The 21,773-nt window shown below is 67.3% G+C and carries 22 protein-coding genes; 14 read left to right on the plus strand and 8 right to left on the minus strand.

What is annotated here, in order from left to right; translation table 11 throughout:
- Positions 1–38 precede the first annotated feature (38 nt).
- Genes ACQI5H_RS04425 through prfB form a run of 3 tightly spaced genes read right to left on the minus strand, consistent with a single transcriptional unit; the run spans position 39 to position 2,615 of the window.
- Entirely contained in the window at positions 39–518 is a 480-nt protein-coding gene (locus tag ACQI5H_RS04425; protein ID WP_427078178.1) for a hypothetical protein, read from the minus strand.
- Positions 515–1,519 (minus strand): mechanosensitive ion channel family protein, encoded by a 1,005-nt coding sequence (locus ACQI5H_RS04430; RefSeq protein WP_427078179.1) that lies wholly within the window; start codon positions 1,517–1,519, stop codon positions 515–517. Before ACQI5H_RS04430 ends, ACQI5H_RS04425 begins: the two co-directional genes overlap by 4 nt.
- The gene (prfB, locus tag ACQI5H_RS04435; RefSeq protein ID WP_427078180.1) at positions 1,509–2,615 is read right to left on the minus strand and encodes a peptide chain release factor 2; all 1,107 of its coding nucleotides are present in this window, start codon (positions 2,613–2,615) and stop codon (positions 1,509–1,511) included. The genes ACQI5H_RS04430 and prfB overlap by 11 nt, the downstream gene beginning before the upstream one ends.
- A 156-nt stretch (positions 2,616–2,771) precedes the next feature.
- Here prfB and ACQI5H_RS04440 point away from each other — a divergent pair, with 156 nt between their 5' ends.
- Positions 2,772–4,133 carry an FAD-dependent oxidoreductase gene (locus tag ACQI5H_RS04440; RefSeq protein WP_427078181.1) on the plus strand — a complete coding sequence of 454 codons (1,362 nt, stop codon included), beginning with the start codon at positions 2,772–2,774 and terminating at the stop codon, positions 4,131–4,133.
- Here the strand turns inward: ACQI5H_RS04440 and ACQI5H_RS04445 are convergent, their stop codons facing one another.
- Both ACQI5H_RS04445 and ACQI5H_RS04450 read right to left on the minus strand, forming a co-directional pair.
- Positions 4,134–5,717 (minus strand): FAD-binding oxidoreductase, encoded by a 1,584-nt coding sequence (locus ACQI5H_RS04445; RefSeq protein WP_427078182.1) that lies wholly within the window; start codon positions 5,715–5,717, stop codon positions 4,134–4,136.
- A gap of 10 nt (positions 5,718–5,727) precedes the next feature.
- Entirely contained in the window at positions 5,728–5,931 is a 204-nt protein-coding gene (locus ACQI5H_RS04450) for a hypothetical protein (RefSeq protein WP_427078183.1), read from the minus strand.
- Between the two features lie 112 nt (positions 5,932–6,043).
- Here ACQI5H_RS04450 and ACQI5H_RS04455 point away from each other — a divergent pair, with 112 nt between their 5' ends.
- From ACQI5H_RS04455 to ACQI5H_RS04465, 3 genes are all read left to right on the plus strand, one after another.
- Positions 6,044–6,472 (plus strand): pyridoxamine 5'-phosphate oxidase family protein, encoded by a 429-nt coding sequence (locus ACQI5H_RS04455; RefSeq protein WP_427078184.1) that lies wholly within the window; start codon positions 6,044–6,046, stop codon positions 6,470–6,472.
- 408 nt (positions 6,473–6,880) lie between these two features.
- Positions 6,881–8,008 carry a PPE family protein gene (locus tag ACQI5H_RS04460; protein WP_427078185.1) on the plus strand — a complete coding sequence of 376 codons (1,128 nt, stop codon included), beginning with the start codon at positions 6,881–6,883 and terminating at the stop codon, positions 8,006–8,008.
- A 119-nt stretch (positions 8,009–8,127) separates the two neighbouring features.
- Complete coding sequence (locus ACQI5H_RS04465; protein WP_427078186.1) at positions 8,128–9,249, plus strand: PPE family protein; 1,122 nt, start codon at positions 8,128–8,130, stop codon at positions 9,247–9,249.
- 7 nt (positions 9,250–9,256) lie between these two features.
- Here ACQI5H_RS04465 and ACQI5H_RS04470 read toward each other — a convergent pair whose 3' ends face one another.
- Complete coding sequence (locus tag ACQI5H_RS04470; RefSeq protein ID WP_427078187.1) at positions 9,257–9,583, minus strand: hypothetical protein; 327 nt, start codon at positions 9,581–9,583, stop codon at positions 9,257–9,259.
- Positions 9,584–9,642: 59 nt separating this feature from the next.
- Here ACQI5H_RS04470 and hisN point away from each other — a divergent pair, with 59 nt between their 5' ends.
- The 3 genes from hisN to ACQI5H_RS04485 all read left to right on the plus strand — a co-directional run bounded on the left by hisN (position 9,643) and on the right by ACQI5H_RS04485 (position 13,220).
- Positions 9,643–10,428, plus strand: a complete 786-nt coding sequence (hisN, locus tag ACQI5H_RS04475; RefSeq protein ID WP_427078188.1) for a histidinol-phosphatase — start codon at positions 9,643–9,645, stop codon at positions 10,426–10,428.
- A gap of 101 nt (positions 10,429–10,529) precedes the next feature.
- Positions 10,530–11,945 (plus strand): acyl-CoA dehydrogenase family protein, encoded by a 1,416-nt coding sequence (locus tag ACQI5H_RS04480; RefSeq protein ID WP_427078189.1) that lies wholly within the window; start codon positions 10,530–10,532, stop codon positions 11,943–11,945.
- A gap of 66 nt (positions 11,946–12,011) precedes the next feature.
- Entirely contained in the window at positions 12,012–13,220 is a 1,209-nt protein-coding gene (locus ACQI5H_RS04485; protein ID WP_427078190.1) for an acyl-CoA dehydrogenase family protein, read from the plus strand.
- Here ACQI5H_RS04485 and ACQI5H_RS04490 read toward each other — a convergent pair.
- Both ACQI5H_RS04490 and ACQI5H_RS04495 read right to left on the minus strand, forming a co-directional pair.
- Positions 13,213–13,737, minus strand: a complete 525-nt coding sequence (locus ACQI5H_RS04490) for an N-acetyltransferase family protein (protein WP_427078191.1) — start codon at positions 13,735–13,737, stop codon at positions 13,213–13,215. The genes ACQI5H_RS04485 and ACQI5H_RS04490 overlap by 8 nt on opposite strands.
- On the minus strand, positions 13,737–14,591 hold the full coding sequence (locus ACQI5H_RS04495; RefSeq protein ID WP_427078192.1) for an oxidoreductase: 855 nt from the start codon (positions 14,589–14,591) through the stop codon (positions 13,737–13,739). Before ACQI5H_RS04495 ends, ACQI5H_RS04490 begins: the two co-directional genes overlap by 1 nt.
- Before the next feature lie 22 nt (positions 14,592–14,613).
- On the opposite strand from ACQI5H_RS04495, the gene ACQI5H_RS04500 reads away from it, so the two are divergent.
- The 7 genes from ACQI5H_RS04500 to ACQI5H_RS04530 all read left to right on the plus strand — a co-directional run bounded on the left by ACQI5H_RS04500 (position 14,614) and on the right by ACQI5H_RS04530 (position 21,763).
- Positions 14,614–15,612, plus strand: coding sequence for an acryloyl-CoA reductase (locus tag ACQI5H_RS04500; RefSeq protein WP_427078193.1), 999 nt, complete (start codon positions 14,614–14,616; stop codon positions 15,610–15,612).
- A gap of 22 nt (positions 15,613–15,634) precedes the next feature.
- Positions 15,635–16,606: an NADPH:quinone oxidoreductase family protein gene (locus ACQI5H_RS04505; RefSeq protein WP_427078194.1), complete on the plus strand. Its 972-nt coding sequence runs from the start codon at positions 15,635–15,637 to the stop codon at positions 16,604–16,606.
- A 178-nt stretch (positions 16,607–16,784) separates the two neighbouring features.
- Entirely contained in the window at positions 16,785–17,879 is a 1,095-nt protein-coding gene (locus ACQI5H_RS04510; RefSeq protein ID WP_427078195.1) for a homogentisate 1,2-dioxygenase, read from the plus strand.
- On the plus strand, positions 17,876–19,045 hold the full coding sequence (locus ACQI5H_RS04515; protein ID WP_427078196.1) for an alpha/beta fold hydrolase: 1,170 nt from the start codon (positions 17,876–17,878) through the stop codon (positions 19,043–19,045). The genes ACQI5H_RS04510 and ACQI5H_RS04515 overlap by 4 nt, the downstream gene beginning before the upstream one ends.
- Entirely contained in the window at positions 19,045–20,250 is a 1,206-nt protein-coding gene (locus ACQI5H_RS04520) for a CaiB/BaiF CoA transferase family protein (protein WP_427078197.1), read from the plus strand. Before ACQI5H_RS04515 ends, ACQI5H_RS04520 begins: the two co-directional genes overlap by 1 nt.
- Positions 20,247–21,152, plus strand: coding sequence for a hydroxymethylglutaryl-CoA lyase (locus ACQI5H_RS04525; protein ID WP_427078198.1), 906 nt, complete (start codon positions 20,247–20,249; stop codon positions 21,150–21,152). The genes ACQI5H_RS04520 and ACQI5H_RS04525 overlap by 4 nt, the downstream gene beginning before the upstream one ends.
- A complete protein-coding gene (locus ACQI5H_RS04530; protein ID WP_427078199.1) occupies positions 21,152–21,763 on the plus strand; it encodes a TetR/AcrR family transcriptional regulator in 612 nt (203 codons plus the stop codon). Before ACQI5H_RS04525 ends, ACQI5H_RS04530 begins: the two co-directional genes overlap by 1 nt.
- Positions 21,764–21,773 lie beyond the last annotated feature (10 nt).

The following is a 21,773-nucleotide window of genomic DNA, read 5'->3' on the forward strand; positions in this document are numbered from 1 at the left end:
CACGCCAGTGTAGCGGTGAATTTCGCTGGCCCGGACGATCAGCTGGCCGGTGGCGCCGATGTCGGCACCGGACCGGGCCCCGGCTGGGGTTGCTGCGGCGCCGGTGACGGGCTCGCGCTCGGCGGGCAGAAGGGCGGCGGCAGCAAACACGGCGGCGTCGGCAGCACGAACGGGGGCGTGGTCGTCGTGGTGACCGGCGGCGGCGGTGGCGGGGGCGGCGGCGTGGACGTGGTCGGCGTCGGGGTGACGGTCACGGTGGGCGCCGGCTGCTGCACCCTGCTGCGCGGCACCCAGGTGTAGTTGGGGTCGGGCACGAACCCGGGCGGCACCACCTGCGGCGCCGCAGGCTTGGGGGGCGGCTCCGGGCGGTAAGTGTCGTAGACCCACCACACCGCCAGGAACGCCACGATCAACACGACGGTCGAGGTGCGGACCCGCCCGCCGAACAGGTGACTCAGTGGCCGGCGCTGTTGGGCCTCGTCGTCGCCCTTCTCGAAAATATTCAGCGTCAGCTTCACCGCTGATGCACCCGGCCCTGGGTCTGTTCCGCGGCTTTGTCGGCTTGCTCGCCGTCGGCCGCGCCCGCCTCCGCCGCGGGCACACCCGCGTCGTCGACGACGCCGACCGTCGCGTCGGCCGCGGTCACGATTCCGGCGCGGGCGAGCGCCCGGATGACCAGGACACGCAGCTGCCGGCCTACCTCGAACTGCTTGCCGGGCAGCGTGCGGGCCACCACACGCAGGGTGACCGTGTCGACGGCGATGCTCTCGACCCCCATCACGGTGGGAGCGTCTAACAGCAATTCCCCCAATAGCGGGTTGTCGAGCGCCCGCTCGCATTCCTGGTGCAAAACCTCATTGACCCGGTTGAGGTCGGCGCTGGTCGACACCGGGATGTCCACCACCGCGCGTGCCCAGTCCTTGGACAGGTTTGTCGCCTTGACGATCTGGCCATTGGGAATGGTCAACACCTCGCCGTCCGGTGAACGCAGCCGGGTCACCCGCAACGTCACGTTCTCGACGGTGCCGCTGGCCTCCGTCGAGGAAACAATGGTGAGGGTGACCAGGTCACCGAAGCCGTACTGCTTCTCGACGATGATGAAAAACCCGGCAAGCAGATCCCTGACCACTTGCTGAGCCCCGAAACCTAGCGCCGCACCCAGCACCGTGGCCGGCGCGATCAACCCACCCATGGAGAACTGCAGTACACCAGCAACCTGAACGAGGACCCAGATCGCGATGACCACGATCGACACCCACTGGATCACCGACGCGACGGCCTGGCGGTGCTTGGTTGCCTCCGAGCGCACCAACGCGTCGCTTTCGGTGAAGCCCACATCGAGTTGCCGGGTCACCTGCTGTGCGATCCAGCTGACGAAGCGTGCCGCCAGCACCGCCGCGATCAGCAGCATGATGATGTGCAGGCCCCTGCCGAGGATCCATTCGCCGATCGCACCGCGCCAAAAGCCGTGCCAGCGATCCGCCATCGATGCAGCGAGAACAGTTGTGTTAGTCGTCATCTTTTCGGTTGCGCCACCGGATTCCCGCTTCCAGGAACCCGTCGATGTCTCCGTCCAGAACGGCCGCCGGATTGCCCACCTCGTACTCGGTTCGCAGATCCTTGACCATCTGATACGGGTGTAGTACGTAGGAGCGCATCTGGTTTCCCCAGGAGCTGCCGCCTTCGCCTTTCAACGCGTCCAGCTCGGCTCGCTCTTCTGATCGCTTGCGCTCCAACAACTTTGCCTGAAGCACTCGCATTGCCGAAACTTTGTTCTGCAGTTGCGACTTTTCGTTCTGACAAGTTACGACGATACCCGTTGGGATGTGGGTTAAACGAACCGCGGAGTCGGTGGTGTTGACCGACTGTCCGCCGGGCCCGCTGGAGCGGTAAACGTCCACTCGCACATCGCCTTCCGGGATGTCGATGTGATCGGTGGTTTCGACCACCGGAAGCACCTCGACTTCGGCGAACGATGTCTGACGCCGGCTTTGGTTGTCGAACGGACTGATCCGTACCAGTCGGTGGGTGCCCTGTTCGACGGACAACGTGCCGTAGGCGAACGGCGCATGCACGGCGAACGTCGCGCTTTTGATCCCCGCTTCCTCGGCATAGGAGGTGTCGAACACCTCGACCGAATACTTGTGTTGCTCGGCCCACCGGATATACATCCGCATCAGCATCTCGGCCCAGTCGGCGGCGTCCACCCCGCCTGCGCCCGAACGAATGGTGACCAGCGCCTCGCGCTCGTCGTACTCACCTGAGAGCAGGGTGCGCACCTCGGCGGCTTCGATGTCCGCGCGCAGGGCCTTGAGCTCCGCGTCCGCCTCGGCCTGCGCGTCGGCCTCGCCCTCCTCGGCGGCCAGTTCGTACATCACCGGCAGGTCGTCCAGGCGCTGCCGCAACTCCTCGATCCGTCGCAGCTCGCCCTGTGTGTGCGATAACTCACTCGTGACGCGCTGCGCACGGGCCTGGTCGTCCCACAGGTGCGGGTCGGACGCCTCGTGCTCGAGCTTCTCGATGCGGCCGCGCAGACCGTCGACATCGAGCACCCGCTCCACCGTGGTCAGGGCGGAGTCAAGGGCGGCGATGTCGGCTTGACGGTCGGGTTCCACAGCCGCCCACGTTACCGGGGGCTTTGCGCTCGGCGAGTGCTCAGGTCACGACCAGCGGTCATGCGTTTAGCATCGAGTCACGATCATGTGCAGCCCCCGACTGCGCCGCGACAGCCCCTCTGCGCGCAGGCCGGGCACTAAACAGAAGGCTCGAGTATGCGCCCATACCATGTCGCCATCGTCGGCTCCGGACCGTCGGGGTTCTTCGCCGCAGCATCGTTGCTGAAAGCCGCCGACACCTCCGACGAGATCGACGTGGCCGTCGACATGATCGAGATGCTGCCCACGCCGTGGGGGCTGGTGCGCTCCGGTGTCGCTCCCGATCACCCCAAGATCAAATCGATCAGCAAACAATTCGAGAAGACCGCCGAGGACCCCCGCTTCCGCTTCTTCGGCAACGTCGTGGTGGGCGAGCACCTCGAGGCGTCCGCACTCGCCGAGCACTACGACGCGGTGATCTACGCCGTCGGGGCGCAGTCGGACCGCTCGCTCAACATTCCCGGTGAGGACCTGCCGGGCAGTGTCGCGGCCGTCGATTTCGTGGGCTGGTACAACGCGCATCCCAACTTCGAGCAGATATCGCCCGATCTGTCGGGCAGTCGCGCGGTGGTGATCGGCAACGGCAACGTCGCGCTCGACGTCGCCCGCATCCTGATCACCGACCCGGGCGAGCTGGCGCGAACCGATATCGCCGATCACGCGCTGGAATCGCTGCGCCCATGCGGTGTGGAGGAAGTGGTGATCGTCGGCCGGCGCGGTCCGCTGCAGACCGCGTTCACGACGCTCGAGCTGCGCGAGCTGGCAGACCTCGAAGGCGTCGACGTGATCGTGGATCCCGCGGACCTGGAGGGCATCACCGACGAGGACGCGGCCGAGGTGGGCAAGGTCTGCAAGCAGAACATCAAGGTGCTGCGCGACTATGCGGGCCGCGAGCCCCGCCCGGGACACCGTCGAATGGTGTTCCGGTTCAAGACGTCCCCGATCGAGATCAAGGGTGACGGCAAGGTGGAGCGGATCGTGCTGGGCCGCAACGAATTGGTCGCCGATCAGAGTGGGCGGGTGGCCGCCAAGGACACCGGTGAGCGCGAGGAACTGTCCGTGCAGCTGGTGGTGCGGTCGGTCGGTTACCGCGGTGTGCCCACCCCGGGACTTCCGTTCGACGACAAAAGCGCGACCATTCCCCACGCCAACGGCCGGGTCGAGGGCAGCCGCAACGAATACGTCGTCGGATGGATCAAGCGCGGGCCGACCGGTGTGATCGGCACCAATAAGAAGGACTCCCAGGACACCGTCGACACGCTGCTGGCCGACCTGGCCCGCGCTAACGGACTGGCCGACTTCCCCGAAGACCATGCCGACAAGCTGGCCGACTGGCTGGCCTCGCGTCAGCCGAAGCTGGTCACCTCCGCTCACTGGGAGGTCATCGATCGCCACGAGCGGGCCGCCGGGGAGCCGCACGGACGCCCGCGGGTCAAGCTGCCGAGCCTGGCCGAGCTGTTGCGCATCGGCCACGGCTGATCACGCGTCGATAAGCACCCCGGGATTGAGAATCCCGGCCGGGTCCAGCGCGGATTTCGCCGCGCGCAGCGCCGCTGCGAACGGGTCGGGACGCTGCATGTCGTACCACGGGCGGTGATCGCGGCCGACGGCGTGGTGGTGAGTGATGGTGCCGCCGGCGGCGATGATCGCCTGCGACACGGCGGCCTTGATCTCGTCCCATTGCGCGTCCAGGGAGTCCCATCGGCCGCCGGCATAGATGCCGTAATACGGAGCCGGGCCGTCGGGATAGACATGGGTGAACCGGCAGGTCACCACGCCGGTCCCGCAGATCCGTTCGATCGCCTCGCAGGCCGCCCCTGTCACCGCGTCGTGCAGGGCCTCGAATGCGTCCCAGGTACACGCGGTCTCGAACGTTTCCGCGATGACGCTGCGGCGGGCCAGCGCGTCGCGCTGGTACGGCATGCGCAGAAAGGCCGAACGCCAATTCCCGGAAGCGTCCGATTTGCTTGCATCGCTTGTGTTTTCGCGATCGCGTCGCGCGGTCAGGACGCCGTGGTGTTCGGCGGCGATCGCCACGGCGCGGTCGAGCCACGCGTCGACGGGGTGATCGGCGGATTCGAAAGCCAGCACCAGCATCCCTCCCCCGACCGCGGCGCCGGCGTTCAGGAATGCCTCGGCCGGATCCAGCAGCCGGCAATTCGACGGGTACAGGCCGGCCTGTGCGATCGTCCGGGTCGCGGCGAGCGCGTTCGCCCAGTCGTCGAACTCCAACGACGCGGTGACCTGCCACTTCGGCCGGTTTTGCAAGCGCATCCACGCCTCCGTGATGATGCCCAGCGTGCCCTCGGAGCCCAGGAACAGCCGATCTGGGGACGGTCCGGCACCGGATCCCGGGAGCCGCCGCGATTCGCTCACCCCGGCCGGGGTGACGACCCGCAGCGATTCCGTCAGGTCGTCGATGTGGGTGTAGAGCGTGGCGAAGTGCCCGCCGGCGCGGGTGGCCAGCCAGCCGCCCAGGCTGGAGAACCCGAACGACTGCGGATAGTGGCGCAGCGTCAAATCGTGTGGGCGCAACTGGTTTTCGATCTCCGGCCCGAGGGCTCCGGCCTGGATGCGGGCGGATCGACTGGTCCGGTCGAGCTCGAGCACCGCGCCCATGGCGGTGGTATCCACCGTGACGGCCGGCCCATCGAAGCGCGGTTCGATGCCGCCGACCACCGAGCTGCCACCGCCGTAAGGGATCACCGAAATTCCTTGGGGTGCTGCCCAATCCAGGACGTCGATCACGTCCTGTTCGCGACGGGGCCGCACTACGAGGTCGGGAATGTGGTCGAGGCGGCCGTGCAGGTTGCGCACGACGTCGCGGAATGCCTTGCCGTGCGCGTGGGCAGCCCGATCGGCGGGGTCAACAGAGCACAGATCGGCCAGCGACGACGGCGGGGCCACCCGTGGCTCGGCCAACCCGAGCGCGTGGGGGTCAGGCGGCCGGTGATCGGTTAGGTCGTGCCCGGGAAGCAGCGCCGCCACGCGTGCGACCAGCTCACGTGTCTCGTGCTCCGAAAGCGCGTCCTCGACGGTGCCCCAGCCCCACCACGAACGCATAGTTGCGGTGTCAGCGTTTCAAGACGACGACGGCGGTGCCCACGATCAGCAGCAGGATGGCCGTGGCGATGGCCCAGCCGGCGCCGGCGAGCCACCAGATGACGGCCAGCGCCACGAGTCCCGGTGAGACCGCGAAGAGCGCTATCCCAGGGTTCTGCCTGATCACCGCGAGGGCGCTCTTTGCCCGGATCGGATCGATTTCTCCGCGTGCCATGCCATCAGGATGCCAGTTCGGGAATCACAGCGAAATACCTAAGGTCCTTACTGCCCACACGGATTCGCCGTAGCGTCGACGTGAGGTGGTCCGCCGGGGAAGGATTGGGTCCATGACTGATGAGCCGGTTACCGTTCTGTCGGAAGACGAGAGTTGGCGACGGCTGGGCGGTGTCGCCCTGGGCCGACTAGTCACCACTTTTGCTGGTGAGCCCGAAGTTTTCCCCGTTAACTATGTGGTTCAGAACCGGACTGTGCTGTTTCGCACCTCCGAGGGCACCAAATTGTTTTCCGCCGTTGCGACCCACACTGTGGTTTTCGAGGCCGACGATCACGATGTCGCCGAAGGCTGGAGCGTAATCGTCAGGGGCCGTGCAAAGGTGCTGCGCACGCCCGCCGAGATCGAGGAAGCCGAAAACGCCCAGCTCATGCCTTGGACAGCGATTCGAAAAGTTCACTACGTCCGGGTAACGCCGTCCGAAATCACGGGCCGCCACTTCAAGTTCGGTCCAGAGCCAGATCCCAACGCCAGCTTTGGCTGACGGCCTGCCTCCGTTCGCCATCCGACCAGCGCAGCAGCGCATCAACATGGTGCGCGGTCAAGTCTGGAATCATCTGGGACCTTCGCAGCGACCTATCTGTCTGCAAGTGCACGACTTGCGGACAGCCGAATTCCGCCGAACTTGCTCTGTAAGCCGGACCAAAACGCGATACTGGGCGTCTCGGGCTCAAGACGATACATAGCTGAAGGCTGCAGAAATGCCCCGTGCGCATGCCCCGCCAGTTCTTTTTTGGCGACGCCCGCCGCGACCCTAGCGGCCCCGTTCAGCCATCCAATCTGCGATAACGCAGGCCCAACCCTTCTTCAGACCACCGCCGACCCGGCGGTGGTGGCGTTGTCGACGCCGATGAACCTCACCGCAAACAACTCACGAAGGAGATGCGACACAATGGATTTCGCATTTTTTCCGCCGGAAATCAATTCGGCCCGAATGTATACCGGACCCGGGGCCGTATCGCTGTTGGCCGCAGCGGGCAGCTGGGACGCGCTGTCCGCCGAGTTGAGCACCACAGCCGAGTCCTACGAGTCGGTGCTCGCCGGCCTGGACTTACAGTGGCGCGGGCCCGCGTCCGAGGCGATGGCGGCCACCGCCACCCGCTACATAGGTTGGCTGCAGACGACAGCCGAACAGACAAAGCAGACGGCCATGCAGGCCAGGACGGCCGCGGCGGCCTATGAGCAGGCCTACGCGATGACGATTCCCCCACCGGCGGTCACCGCCAACCGGACACAACTGACCTCGCTGATCGCGACGAATGTGCTGGGCCAGAACACGGCGGCGATCGCGGCCACCGAGGCGCAGTACGCCGACTATTGGGCTCAGGACGCCGCAGCGATGTCCGCCTATTCCGCCTCCTCGACCGCAGCGACGACTGGGTTGCCTCGGTTCTTTTCTCCGAACAGTGCCACCAACGAGTCCGGGCTCGCCGCTCAGAGCGCCTCTGTCAACCAAGCCAACGCCACTGCTGCCGCCACCCGGTCCGCGGCGGAGGCGGTTTCTGGAGCGGCTGTGCAGCCGGCCGCCGCGGTGGCGGCCGACCCCGGGATCGATCTGGACCTCAGCGCCCTCGACATCATCCAGGCGACCGGCCAGTCACTGAATTCCGTCTACTACATGGAGGCAACCGCCTCCGGGATCATCGGGGCCGAGAACAACCTGGGCATGTTGCCCAAGGTCGCCGCGGCTCCGGGCGCGCTCGCGCCGGCGCTCACCGCGGCACCCCAGGTTGGCGGTGGCGCGGGCCTGGGCAACGTCACCGCAACCCTTTCCCGCGCCGGGACCATCGGGCCGATGTCAGTCACGGCGAGCTGGTCAGCACCGGCGACCAGCCAGATCGCGCGGTTAGAACCCGCCGGCTTCACCACCATTCCGGGCACCGAGGAGGCGGTGGCGTCCGGCTACCCGGGCTACCCCGGGATGCCGGCGGGAAACGTCGCTCGGGGCGCGGGCGTGGGTGCTCCGCCGCGCTACGGCGTCCGGCTCACAGTGATGCCGCGCCCGCCCGCGGCCGGGTGACCGTCAGCTGACTAGCAGTTGTGGTCGCGAACGTTTCGCGACCACACCGCCGCAGTGCTGTTCGCTGCACACGATGCCTATCGAGATGCCTATCGAGATGCCTATCGAGATGTAACACAATGGATTTCGCCTTCTTGCCACCGGAGATCAACTCCGCCCGGATGTACACCGGCCCCGGGGCGGCGCCGCTGTTGGCCGCTGCCGGAAGCTGGGATTCGCTGTCGGCCGAGTTGGGCATCGCGGCCGCCGTGTATGAATCGGTGCTGTCGGGGCTGACCGGCTTGCATTGGCTGGGGCCGGCATCGGAGGCGATGGCTGCCGCCGCCACCCCGTATCTGGGGTGGTTGTACGCGACCGCAGAGCAGGCGGAGCAGACGGCGATCCAGGCCCGGGCGGCCGCGGCTGCCTACGAACTGGCATATGCGATGACGGTGCCCCCGGCGGCGGTCGCGGCCAACCGGATTCAGCTGGCGTTGCTGATAGCAACGAACTTCTTCGGCCAGAACACCGCGGCGATCGCGGCCACCGAGGCGCAGTACGCCGAATATTGGGCCCAGGACGCCACCGCGATGTACGGCTACGCCGCCAGCTCGGCGGTGGCAACGCAATTGCCGCGATTCTCCCGTCCGCACCAGACCACCAACCCAGAAGGCCTGACCGCCCAAAACGCTGCGGTCACCCGCGCCAATGCCGGCGCCGCCCCCAACAGCCCTGCGCCACAGTCGGTTTCGGCGGCACCGTCGGCGGCTCTCCCGCCACTAACCGACCCGGAAGACGAGGAATTGGCCCTGCTCAACGTCATCCAGGCCGCGGGCACCACGCTGAACGGCATCTGGAAGATGGAAGCGACCCCCGCCGGCATCATCGGAGCCGAGAAGGACTTGGGGATGTTGCCGACGCTGGCGGCGCCGGCGCCCCAGCTCGGCGGCGCCTCAAGCCTCGGTGGCGGTCCTGGTCTGGGCAACGTGACCGCGACGCTGGCCCGGGCCGGCAACATCGGGTCGATGTCCGTGCCGGCCAGCTGGGCCGCTCCGTCGGGCACGACCGTTACGGCTTCCGCAACGGCACTGGCGGACAGCGCCTTATCGACGCTCCCCGGCACTGGCGGGCCGGCCGGATCCGGGTCCGGCATGTCGGGCATACCCGGGATACCGGCAGGGAGGGTATCGCGAGCGACGATCGTCGTCCCCCGGTACGGCGCCCGGGTCACGGTGATGGCGCGCCCGCCGGCGGCCGGATGACGGTCGGCTACGCGGGGGGTTCCGGCGGCGCGAACTTCCAATTGTCGGGATTCTTGGTCGAATACAGCACCGGCATCAGCTGGCCGACCGTCGGCCACGCGTCGACATCGACCGCCATGCGTTGATAGACGGAGTACTCGTTGAGGGTGGGCCCGTTGATCACCCCCGCGATCGTGACGTATTGCTCACCCGTGACGTCCGGCCGCGGGCTGACGCCGGTCACCAGCAGCGTGCCGCTCGCCAGCTCGCCGCGCGGGCCACGCGGGATGAACCGCTGGGCAAGGAAGACCGCCAGGACGGCCACGAGGAGGAGCAGCACCCCGAATTCCCACACGCATCCAGGTTAGGGCTTTTCCGAGAGTCCTTTCTGAAAGTCGTGGTAGGACTGCTGGCATGGCCCCGGATGATCTGGCGCTGGCGCTCGTGCTGGCCGACCGTGCGGACACGCTGACTCGTGCCCGGTTCGGCGCACTCGACCTGCGCATCGACACCAAACCGGATCTGACCCCGGTGACCGACGCCGATCGGGCGGTCGAGGCCGACCTGCGCGAGGCGCTCGGACTTGAACGGCCGGACGACAGCATCGTCGGCGAGGAGTTCGGCGGCACCACGTCCTTTACCGGGCGGCAATGGATCATCGACCCGATCGACGGCACCAAGAACTTTGTGCGCGGAGTGCCGGTGTGGGCCAGTTTGATCGCGTTGCTCGAGGACGGCGTGCCCTCGGTCGGGGTGGTGAGCGCCCCCGCGCTGCAGCGTCGGTGGTGGGCCGCCCGCGGCCGGGGCGCGTTCGTCGCCGTCGACGGAGCCCCGCCGCGGAGGCTATCGGTTTCCTCTGTGGCACAGCTGGATTCGGCCAGCCTGTCATTCGCGAGCCTGTCGGGATGGGCGCAGCGCGGTTTACGCGAACGCTTCGTCGAACTGACCGATGCGGTGTGGCGGGTGCGCGCCTTCGGCGACTTCTGGTCCTATTGCCTGCTCGCCGAGGGGGCAATCGATATCGCCGCCGAGCCGGAGGTGTCGGTCTGGGACCTGGCACCCCTCGACATCCTGGTGCGCGAGGCGGGCGGAACGTTCACCGGCTTGGACGGGAGCGCGGGCCCGCACCGCGGCAGCGCCGTCGCGACCAACGGCCTCCTGCATGAACAGGTGCTCGCCCGCATCGGCGACGCGGTCTGAATTAGCCCCGGTGTGAATTAGTTAACAGGGCATTCCCACGCTATCTTACTCCGGAGTAAGATAGCGTCATCCGCATGGCCCCAACGATCGAGGCTGCCGAAATGACCGACACTGTTTCCGGTTCAAACAAGACTCATTCGCCAAAATCGAGCCGCTCACGCTTCCGGCGGCGCGGTCGCAAGACCGGCGTCGGGCTGCAACCGCACCGGCGGACGGGGATCGATATCACCATGGCGCTGCTCACCCCGCTTGTCGGGCAGGAGTTTCTGGACAAATACCATCTGCGCGACCCGCTCAACCGGGCCCTGCGCTACGGGACCAAGACGATCTTCTCCACCGCCGGCGCCACCACCCGGCAGTTCAAGCGGGTCCAAAACCTTCGCGGCGGACCGACCCGGCTCAAGTCGAGCGGCAAGGACTACTACGACCTGACGCCCGACGATGAGCAGAAGATGATCGTCGAGACCCTCGAGGATTTCGCCGAAGAGGTACTGCGGCCCGCGGCTCCCGACGCCGACGAGGCCGCGACCTACCCGCCGGATCTGATCGCCAAGGCCGCCGAGTTGGGCATCACCGCGATCAACATCCCCGAGGACTTCGAGGGGATCGCCGCGCACCGATCCAGCGTCACCAACGTGCTGGCGGCCGAGGCCCTGGCCTACGGCGACATGGGTCTGGCGCTGCCGATTCTTGCGCCGGGAGGCGTGGCGTCCGCGCTGACCCATTGGGGCAGCGCGGACCAGCAGGCCACCTACCTGCCCGAGTTCGCCGGCGAGAACGTTCCGCAGGCCTGTGTGGCGATCGCGGAGCCACAGCCGCTGTTCGACCCCACCCGGCTGAAGACCACAGCCGTGCGGACACCGAGCGGATACCGGCTCGACGGCGTGAAGTCGTTGGTCCCCGCCGCGGCCGACGCCGAGCTGTTCATCGTCGGTGCGCAACTGAACGGCAAACCGGCGCTGTTCATCGTCGAGTCGTCCACCAAAGGCCTTACCGTCAGGGCGGATCCGAGCATGGGGATCCGTTCGGCGGCCCTGGGCCAGGTCGAACTCTCCGGCGTCTCGGTACCGGCCAGCGCCCGGCTGGGCGAGGACGACGCGACCGACGACGACTACTCCGAGGCGCTCGCGCTGTCCCGGCTGGGCTGGGCGGCGCTGGCCGTGGGCACATCGCACGCGGTCCTCGACTACGTCATCCCGTATGTCAAAGAGCGTGAAGCATTCGGCGAGCCAATTGCCCACCGCCAGGCCGTCGCGTTCATGTGCGCCAACATCGCCATCGAACTCGACGGGCTGCGGCTGATCACCTGGCGCGGGGCGGCGCGTGCCGAGCAGGGCCTTCCGTTCGCCCGCGAGGCCGCGCTGGCCAAGCGGCTCGGCGCCGACAAGGGCATGCAGATCGGGCTGGACGGCGTGCAACTGCTCGGCGGCCACGGCTACACGAAGGAACACCCGGTCGAACGCTGGTACCGGGACCTGCGGGCCATCGGTGTCGCCGAGGGCGTCGTCGTCATCTAAGTCGTCATCTAAGTCGTCATCCAAGTCGGACTTCTAAGCCCGGACTTCTGAAGCGAAAGACCAATCATGGCAATCAATCTGGAACTGCCCCGCAAAATGCAATCGGTGATCGACAAGGCGCACCAGGCCGGCGCGGAGCTGATGCGACCGATCGCCCGCAAGTACGACCTCAAAGAGCACGCCTACCCGGTCGAGCTGGACACGTTGGCCAGCCTGTTCGCCGGAGCAGCCGAGTCCAATGCCCTCGGTCTCGCCGGGGCCGAGGCGTTCCGCAGCAGTGAAACCAAGGAGGAAAACCGCAACGGCGCCAACATGGCCGCGGTCCTCCAGACGCTGGAGGCCTGCTGGGGAGACGCGGCGATGATGCTGTCGATCCCCTATCAGGGCCTGGGCAACGCGGCGATCTCCGGGGTGGCCACCGATGAGCAACTGCAGCGGCTGGGCCGGGTCTGGGCCGCAATGGCCATCACCGAACCGAGCTTCGGGTCCGACTCCGCGGCGGTGTCCACCACCGCCAAGCTGGACGGCGACGAGTACGTGATCAACGGCGAAAAGATCTTCGTCACAGCGGGTTCGCGGGCCACCCACATCGTGGTGTGGGCGACGCTGGACAAGTCGCAGGGGCGGCCCGCGATCAAATCGTTCATCGTTCCGCGCGAACACCCCGGCGTCACCGTCGAGCGGCTGGAGAACAAGCTCGGCATCAAGGGCTCCGACACCGCCGTCATCCGGTTCGACAACGCTCGCATACCGAAGGACAACCTCCTCGGTAACCCCGAAATCGAATCGGGTAAAGGGTTTTCCGGCGTGATGGAGACGTTCGACAACACCCGTCCTGTGGTGGCGGCTATGGCCATTGGGATCGCCCGGGCAGCGCTGGAGGAACTGCGCAAGATCCTGACCGAGGCCGGTGTGGAGATCTCCTACGACAAGCCGTCACACGTCCAAAGCGCCGCCGCGGCCGAATTCCTGCGGATGGAGGCCGACTGGGAGGCCAGCTACCAGCTGACCCTGCGCGCGGCGTGGCAGGCGGACAACAAGATCCCCAACTCCAAAGAAGCGTCCATGGCCAAGGCCAAGGCCGGACGGGTGGGTAGCGACATCACGCTCAAGGCCGTCGAATTGGTCGGCACCACGGGCTATTCCGAGCACACACTGCTGGAGAAGTGGGCGCGTGACTCCAAGATCATGGACATCTTCGAGGGCACTCAGCAGATCCAGCAGCTGGTGGTCGCGCGTCGCCTGCTGGGCCTGTCGTCGGCTGAGCTCAAGTAGCGATCGGCCGCGGAGGGTCGGCCCCGTCGTTCGGCAGGTCGAGCTGCCACCACGAGACGTCGTGCCACGCGCCGAGTTTCCATCCGACCCTGCGGTAATGGCCCGCGGGCCGAAAGCCGAACGCCTGATGCAACGCATTGCTGGCGTCGTTGGGTTGGGTGATGCCGGCGAACGCGTGCCGGAAACCCCGTTCGGTGAGCCGGCGCAGCAGTTCGGCGTAGACCATTCGGCCGCCGCCGGCGCGTCGCCGGTCCTGGGCGACGTAGACGCTTGTCTCGACCGACCACTGATAGGCGGCACGCGAATTGAACTGGTGCGCATAGGCATAACCGATGACGTCCCCGTCAACGTCGAGCACCAGCCATTCGTGCATCACCCGCGCGTTGACGATGCGCGCCGCCATTTCCTCGACCGTCGGCACCTCCGTTTCGAAGGTGATCACGGTGTCCAGCACGTACGGGCGGTAGATCTCGACGCACGCCGCGGCATCGGCGGCCGTCGCGGGCCTGACGCGCATCAACCGACCGCGTTCAGCCGCTCGCGGCTTTCCTCGTCGAGCTCGATCGAGGCGACGTCGAGGTTCTCCTCCAGGTGTCGCACGGACGAGGTGCCCGGGATCAGCAGCACATTGGGTGCCACGCTCAGCGTCCACGCCAAGGCGACCTGGGCCGGGGTGCGACCGATCCGCTCCGCGATCTGCTGCACCAGCGGGTTGGTGAGCACCGGGTTCGGCTGCACGAAGGCGGCCCCCAGCGGGAAGAACGGAACGAACGCGATTCCCCTGGCCGCGCATTCGTCCAGCACCGCGGCCGACTCCCGGTGAATCAGGTTGAAAGCGTTTTGCACACAGGCGATCTCGGTGCGCTCCAGCGCGTGCAATAGGTGATCGCGGTTGATGTTGCTCAGCCCGATGCCGCCGATCAATCCCTCGTCACGGGCTTGGATCATGACCGAGAGCTGGTCGTCGAACAGTTGGTCCGGCCCGTCACTCTCGAACACCCGCAGGTTGACTGCGGCCAGCTGGTCCACGCCGAGTGTCAGCAGGTTCATTTCGATGTCACGGCGCAAGTCGGCAGGCTCGGTAAACGGCAGCCAGGCGCCGGTGTCGTCGCGGTGGCCGCCAACCTTGCTCACCAGGGCCAGGTTCTCCGGGTACGGATGCAACGCCTCGCGGATCAGCTCGTTGGCGACATCGGGGCCGTAGAACTGAGCGGTGTCGATGTGGTTGACGCCGAGCTCGACGGCGCGGCGCAGCACCGCCAGCGCCTCGTCGCGATCCCGCGGTGGCCCGAACGCATTCGGGCCGGGCAGTTGCATCGCGCCGAAGCCGATGCGGGCAACGGAAACGCGACCGAGTGGAAAGGAATCCATACGGTGAGGTTAGCGTCGAGGAATGGACACTTTTCACGCGCTGGTCGCGCGCCAAGACGGTGACCGGATCACCGCGTCGGTCGAGACCCTGAGCCCATCCGACCTACCGCCCGGTGAGGTGACCATCCGGGTCTTGTATTCGAGCGTCAACTTCAAGGACGCGCTGGCGCTGACCCCGAAAGGCGGCGTGGTGCGCGACTATCCCGTGGTGCCGGGCATCGACCTCACCGGCGAGGTGGTCGAGTCGCAGTCGGCCGATTTCGCCGTCGGCGACCAGGTGCTGGCCCACGGGTATGCGATCGGCACCGGCCATCACGGCGGGTACGCGGAATACGCCCGGCTGCCGGTCGACCAGGTGGTGGCGCTCGGTGCCCTGAGCCCGCACGAGGGCGCAGCGATCGGGACCGCCGGGTTCACCGCCGCAATGAGCGTGCAGGCGCTGATCGACTGGGGCATCAAGCCCGATGCCGGATCCGTCGTCGTCACCGGCGCCTCCGGCGGGGTCGGCTCCGTCAGCGTGGACCTGCTGTCCGCCGCTGGCTATCGAGTGGTCGCCTCGAGCGGCAAGGAAAACGCCGCCGAGTTACTCAAAGAGCTTGGCGCCGCGGAGGTTATCGGGCGGCTGCCCGAAGATCCCGACGCCAAACCGCGGCCGCTGGCCAAGGCGCGGTGGGCCGGGGCGGTGGACTGCGTGGGCGGCGCGACGCTGGCCGATGTGCTCAGCGCCGTCGACTACGGCGGGGCGGTGGCCGCCAGCGGCCTCACCGGGGGTCCGGCCCTGCACACCACGGTGATGCCGTTCATCCTGCGCGGCGTCGCGCTGCTGGGGATGGACTCGGTGCTGATGCCGATCGCCCGGCGCCGGAAGTTGTGGGCGCTGCTGGGCGATTCGTTGCGGCCGCGTCATCTGGACTCGGTCGTCAGCGACGTCGACGTCAAAGATGTCGTCGGCGTGATCGATCGGGTGCGTGCCGGTGCATTCACCGGCCGGGCGGTGGTGCGGGTCGCCGGCGGATTTTGAGCTGAAAGTAGGCTTTCCGACCATGCGCGCTGCACGGGTGACTCGGCTGGATGGTCCGGACGCGATTGAGGTAAGCGACGTCGACGAACCCGCGGGTGACGGCGTGGTCGTCGAGGTGCACGCGGCCGGCGCGGCATTCCCCGACGCGCTGCTGACCCGCGGCCTCTATCAGTACCGGCCGGAGCCGCCGTTCGTGCTCGGCGCGGAGATCGCCGGCGTCGTGCGCTCGGCGCCGGATGGCGCTCACGTGGGTCCCGGCGACCGGGTCGTCGGCCTGACGATGCTGTCCGGCGGCATGGCCGAGGTCGCGATCCTCTCACCCGATCGGGTGTTCAAGCTCCCGGACAACGTGAGTTTCGAGGCGGGCGCCGGTCTGCTGTTCAACGACCTGACCGTGTACTTCGCGCTGACCGTGCGTGGCCGGTTGGGCCAGGGTGAGACGGTGCTGGTGCACGGCGCCGCCGGCGGGATCGGGACGTCGACGCTGCGGCTGGCGTCGCTGCTCGGGGCGTCGCGGACCATCGCGGTCGTCAGCACCGAAGACAAGGCGGACGTCGCGACGGCGGCCGGCGCCACCGATGTGGTGCTGGCCGAAGGGTTCAAGGACGCCGTCAAGGAGCTCACCAGCGGCCGCGGTGTCGACGTGGTCGTCGATCCGGTCGGGGGCGATCGGTTCACCGATTCATTGCGCTCGCTGGCCCCGGGCGGCCGGCTGCTGGTCATCGGGTTCACCGGCGGGGAGATTCCGACCGTGAAGGTAAACCGGCTGCTGCTCAACAACGTTGACGTCGTCGGCGTGGGCTGGGGCGCCTGGACGGCCACGCACCCTGACGCGCTCGCCGAGCAGTGGGCCGGTCTCGAAGGCCTGCTCAGCTCGGGCCGGCTGACTCCGCCCACACCCGAGGTCTACCCGCTGGAGCAGGCCGCCGCGGCGGTCGCGTCGCTCGAGAACCGCACCGCCAAAGGGAAAGTCGTGGTGCGCGTCCGCGATTGACACGCGTCCGCGACTGACGCGCGTCGGCGACACATAAACGTCGGCGAAGACACGCCGGAGCGATGCGCAATGGTTTATGTCTCGCGGATACGACCGGGCCTTGTGCGGGCCCAAAAGAAAAAGTAATGTCACTTTCAGTTTTGCGCTGTTTTGTTCCTTCCCCACCCTGGAGCCATCCATGGAATCCTTCGTTCACCTGCGAAAAGGGAAAACGCCGCGCCGGCTGCACGCCGATCTTGACGGCCTCAAGGACGACGAGCTCGGGCGCGGCGGATTCACCGGCCGGACCGCCAACATCTACCGCCGCAACGACCCCACCGCCTACCGCGCTGTGGGGCCGCTGCGCCCTCTCGACGTGTTGTCCACCGAACTCAAACCCAGCGACGCCACCAACGCCAACGGTGGCCCGCTGCTGATGTTCAGCAACGCCGACTGCCGCATCCTGCTGAGCCGTCGGCATGAACCGATGCCGTTCTACACCCGCCACGTCGACGGGGACCTGCTCTGCTTCGTCCACGACGGCACCGGGCTGCTGGAGACAGAGTTCGGGCCACTGCACTACCGCGAAGGCGACTGGGTCTACATCCCGAAGGCGTGCACCTGGCGCCAGGCGCCCGATCGCGAGACCACGCTGTTGATGATCGAGGCCAGCGACGAATTCCGGGTGCCGCCGCCCGGCTCGCTGGGCCGCCACTTCCCCTTCGACCCGTCGCAGGCGACGATCCCCGAACCGGAACCGATCGAGGATGACGGCCGCGAGGAGTACGAAGTGAGGCTCATCCATGCGAGCGGCCCGACGACGCTTTACTACCAACACAATCCGATCGACGTCGAAGGCTGGCGCGGCGACAACTTCGCGTTCACCTTCAACATCGCCGACTACAACGTCATCACCTCCGACAGCGTCCACCTACCGCCGACCGTGCATCTGTTCATGCAGGCCACCGGCGTCTACGTGATGAACTTCTTACCCAGACCCGCCGAAGGCATCCCCGGCACCGAGCGCACACCCTGGTATCACCGCAACGTCGACTACGACGAGATCGCGTTCTTCCACGGCGGCTCGCTCTACGGCATCCCGATGCCGCCGGGCCTGATTTCCCATGCGCCGCAAGGGGTTCACCATGGCGCACCGGAAAAGGCCCGGGAACGGGCCCGCCGCAAATTCGACGAGCACTCACGCGTCGACTGGCAGGTCATCGCCATCGACACTCGCCGGCGCCTGACACCGTCGGCCGAGGTGCTCGCACACGACCTGGGACAGCACTCGTGAAGCACGAATACGACCGAATCCCGTACCTCGTTGCGTTCCAGAACAATTCGGGCGTCCGTGACGTCTACGGTGGGCTGGCCGAGATCACCGTGCTGGAGAGCTATCTACTCAAACCCAACAAGCCGTCGGACACCGTGCTGGTGTTCATGCACCCGATCGGCGGCGGCGCGTACCTGCCGATGATCAACGGCCTGGCCCGCGCCGGCCACCACGTCATCTACTGCAACAGCCGGTTCCGTGGCACGGATTCGGCGCTGCTGATGGAGAAGGTGGTCGAAGACCTCGGCGAGTGCATCAAGGACGCCAAAAACCGGCTGGGGTATGAGAAGGTCGTGCTGGCCGGCTGGAGTGGCGGCGGCTCGCTGTCGGTGTTCTACCAGCAGCAGGCTCAGCACGCGACCATCACGTCGAGCCCGTCCGGCGACGGCCCGGACCTCACCGCGCTGGACCTGCCCGCCGCCGACGGGATTATGTTGCTCGCCGCGCACATCAGCCGGCACGGCACGCTGACCGAATGGCTGGACGCATCCATCCTCGACGAATCCGACCCCACCAAGCGCGATCCCGAGCTCGACCTCTACGACCCCGACAACCCCAACCAGCCGCCGTACAGCCAAGAGTTCCTCACCCGCTACCGGCAGGCTCAGATCGAGCGCAACCGGCGGATCACCGCGTGGGTCAGGAAAAAGCTCGACGAACTAAAAGCCGGCGGCCGCCCCGACGACGAGTTCGGATTCGTCGTGCACGGCACCATGGCCGACCCGCGCTGGCTGGACCCCACCGTCGACCCCAACGAACGCACCCCGGGGACGTGCTACCTGGGCGATCCCCAGGTCGTCAACATGAGCCCCGTCGGGCTGGCCCGATTCTCCACACTGCGCGGCTGGCTCTCGCAGTGGAGCTACGACGAAGCCCGTGGCGACGGCGTGCAGTGTGGGCGCGATGTCGCGGTGCCCGCTCTGGTGATCGGCAACCTCGCCGACGACGCGTGCACGCCCAGCCATACCCGGCGGCTGTTCGAGGCGATCGGGCACCCCGACAAGGAGATGCACGAAATCCCGGGCGCCACGCACTATTACGCCGGCCCCGACCAGCGCGATAAGCTGCGACAGGCCGTCGAGATCATCACCGACTGGCTGGTTCGACACGACTTCGCGAGGCCTTGATGACGGTTACAGGACCGCTGGCCGGCATTCGGGTGCTCGAGCTGGGCACCCTGATCGCCGGACCGTTCGCGGGCCGCCTGCTCGGCGACATGGGCGCCGACGTCATCAAGGTGGAACCGCCCGGCGCTCCGGACCCGTTGCGCACCTGGGGCCAGGCCGAGCTCGACGGACACCACGTGTTCTGGACCGTGCACGCACGCAACAAGCGGGCGATCACGCTCGACCTGCGCCGGCCACGCGGGCGTGAGCTGTTTCTCGATCTCGTCGAAAAATCCGACATCGTGGTGGAGAACTTCCGGCCCGGCACGCTGGAGAAGTGGAAGCTGGGCTACGACGTACTCAGCGAACGCAACCCGGGCATCATCCTGGTTCGGGTATCCGGTTACGGGCAGACCGGGCCGGACGCGCACAAGGCGGGCTACGCCTCGGTGGCCGAAGCCGCCAGCGGGTTGCGACACCTCAACGGCTTTCCGGGCGGCCCGCCGCCCCGGCTGGCGCTTTCACTCGGCGACAGCCTGGCCGGGATGTTCGGCGCCCAGGGCGCGTTGGCCGCGTTGTATCGCCGCGGCGTGACCGGCCACGGCCAGGTGGTCGACGTCGCGCTCACCGAATCATGTTTGGCCGTACAGGAATCCACGATTCCCGACTACGACGTCGGCGGCGTGGTACGTGGGCCGTCGGGCACCCGGCTGGAGGGCATCGCGCCGTCCAACATCTACCGCAGCGCCGATGGCTCCTGGGTAGTGATCGCCGCGAACCAGGACACCGTGTTCGCGCGCCTGTGCGCCGCGATGGGCCGCCCGGAACTGGCCACCGACGACCGCTTTGCCACGCATGGGGCGCGTGGGCGCAACCAGGACGAGCTTGACAAGATCATCGGCGCGTGGGCCGCCGAACGGCAACCCGGCGAAATCATCGAAACGCTGTCTGCCGCAGGCGTGATCTCGGGGCCGATCAACACGGTCGCCGAGGTGGTCGACGACCCACAGCTGCGGGCCCGCGGCATGCTGGTCGAGCACTACGACGAACGCGTCGGGCGTAACGTGCTGGGACCGGGGATCGTGCCGGTGCTGTCCGAATCCCCGGGTGCGGTCCGCAACGCCGGCCCGGCGCGGCCCGGACAGCACAACGACGACGTCTACATCGGGCTGCTGGGCAAGACCGCCGAGGAACTCGACGAGCTAAGGGCCCAGGAGGTGCTATGAACGAGCTTCCGCCCCGGGTCGATATCCGCGAGGTGTCACTGCGCGACGGCCTGCAGATCGAAAAGCCAATCCCGTTGTCGGCCAAGCTGGAACTGCTCGCGGCCGTGGCCGCCACGGGGGTCAGAGAGGTAGAGGCCACCGCGTTCGTCTCCCCCACCAAGGTGCCGTCGATGGCCGACGCCGCCGAACTCGCCGCACAGCTGCACAACTACCCAGACATCGAGTTCTCGGCGCTGGTCGCCAGCCCCGGCGGGGCCAAACGCGCCGTCGCCGCCGGCCTGCGATCGATCGAATACGTCGTGGCGGCCGACGACACGTTCAGCAACGCCAATGTCGGGCGCAGCAGCGCCGAGGCCACCAACGAGATCGGCGAGATCGTGGCCATCGCACACGGCAGCGGGGCCACGGTCGAGGTGATCGTCGCCACCGCGTGGGACTCCCCCTTCGAGGGCCCCACCCCGCCGCAGCGAGTGCTCGATATCGCCGCCGCCGCCCGCGAGCGGGACGTCGACCGGTTCTCGATCGCCGACACCATCGGCACCACTACCCCGCGCAGGGTGAGTTCGCTTGTCTCGCAATTACGTCCGGTCATCGGCGACATGCCGCTGGGCGGACATTTCCACAACACCCGCGGCGCCGGACTGGCCAGCGCCTACGCCGCGGTCAGCGCCGGGGTCACCCGCCTGGACGCCTCGGTCGGCGGGCTGGGCGGCTGCCCGTTCGCGCCGGGCGCCACCGGCAACATCGCCACCGAGGATCTGGTGTACCTGCTGCGGGACAGCGATATCAATGTCGACGTCGACCTGCAGGCCGCCATCGCCGCGGCCGAAGTCGCGAAGTCGGTTGTCGGCCATGATCTGCCGAGCTCGCTGCTGCGTGCCGGCGACCGAATCCAGGCCTGATGCCGTCGGGAGAGCTGACCTCCAAAGGCCGCCAGACCAGGCAGGCCATCGAGCAAGCTGCCCGTAAACTGTTCGCCGAGCGCGGCTTTCACGGAACCACGCTGGCCGACATCACTTCCGCCGCCGGGAAATCGCCGGCGGTGTTCTACCGGTACTTCGCCGACAAGGAAGACCTGCTGGCCGCGCTGGCCGAGTCGTTTCTACACGAGGTCGTAGCGCCGTCCGGGCTGAGCGTTCGCCTGCCGGAGTCGCCCGACGACGACGCGTTCTTCACCTCGGTGGTCACCGGCTACTGGAACATGTTCAAGCAGAATATCGGCATCATGATCGCCGTCGCCCAGCTCGGCGCCACCCAGCAGCGCTTCGCGGCCGTGCAGAACGAATTCCGGCACTTGGGCATGGACATCGTGGCCGCCTCGGTGCGCCGCGCGCAGGAGCAGGGCTACGGGGCCGAGCTCAACCCGCAACACACGGCGGCCGCCATCGCGCTGCTGTTCGAGAACTTCACCACCGTCGTCGTCGGCCCCTCCCGCCTGGGCCTGAAGATCAGCGATCGCGACGCCATTACCACGCTGTCGACAATCTGGAAGAAAACGCTCTACGGCGCGTAACGAGAGATTT

This window comes from Mycobacterium heidelbergense, assembly GCF_050205645.1.
GTDB classification, from domain to species: Bacteria; Actinomycetota; Actinomycetes; order Mycobacteriales; family Mycobacteriaceae; genus Mycobacterium; species Mycobacterium heidelbergense_A.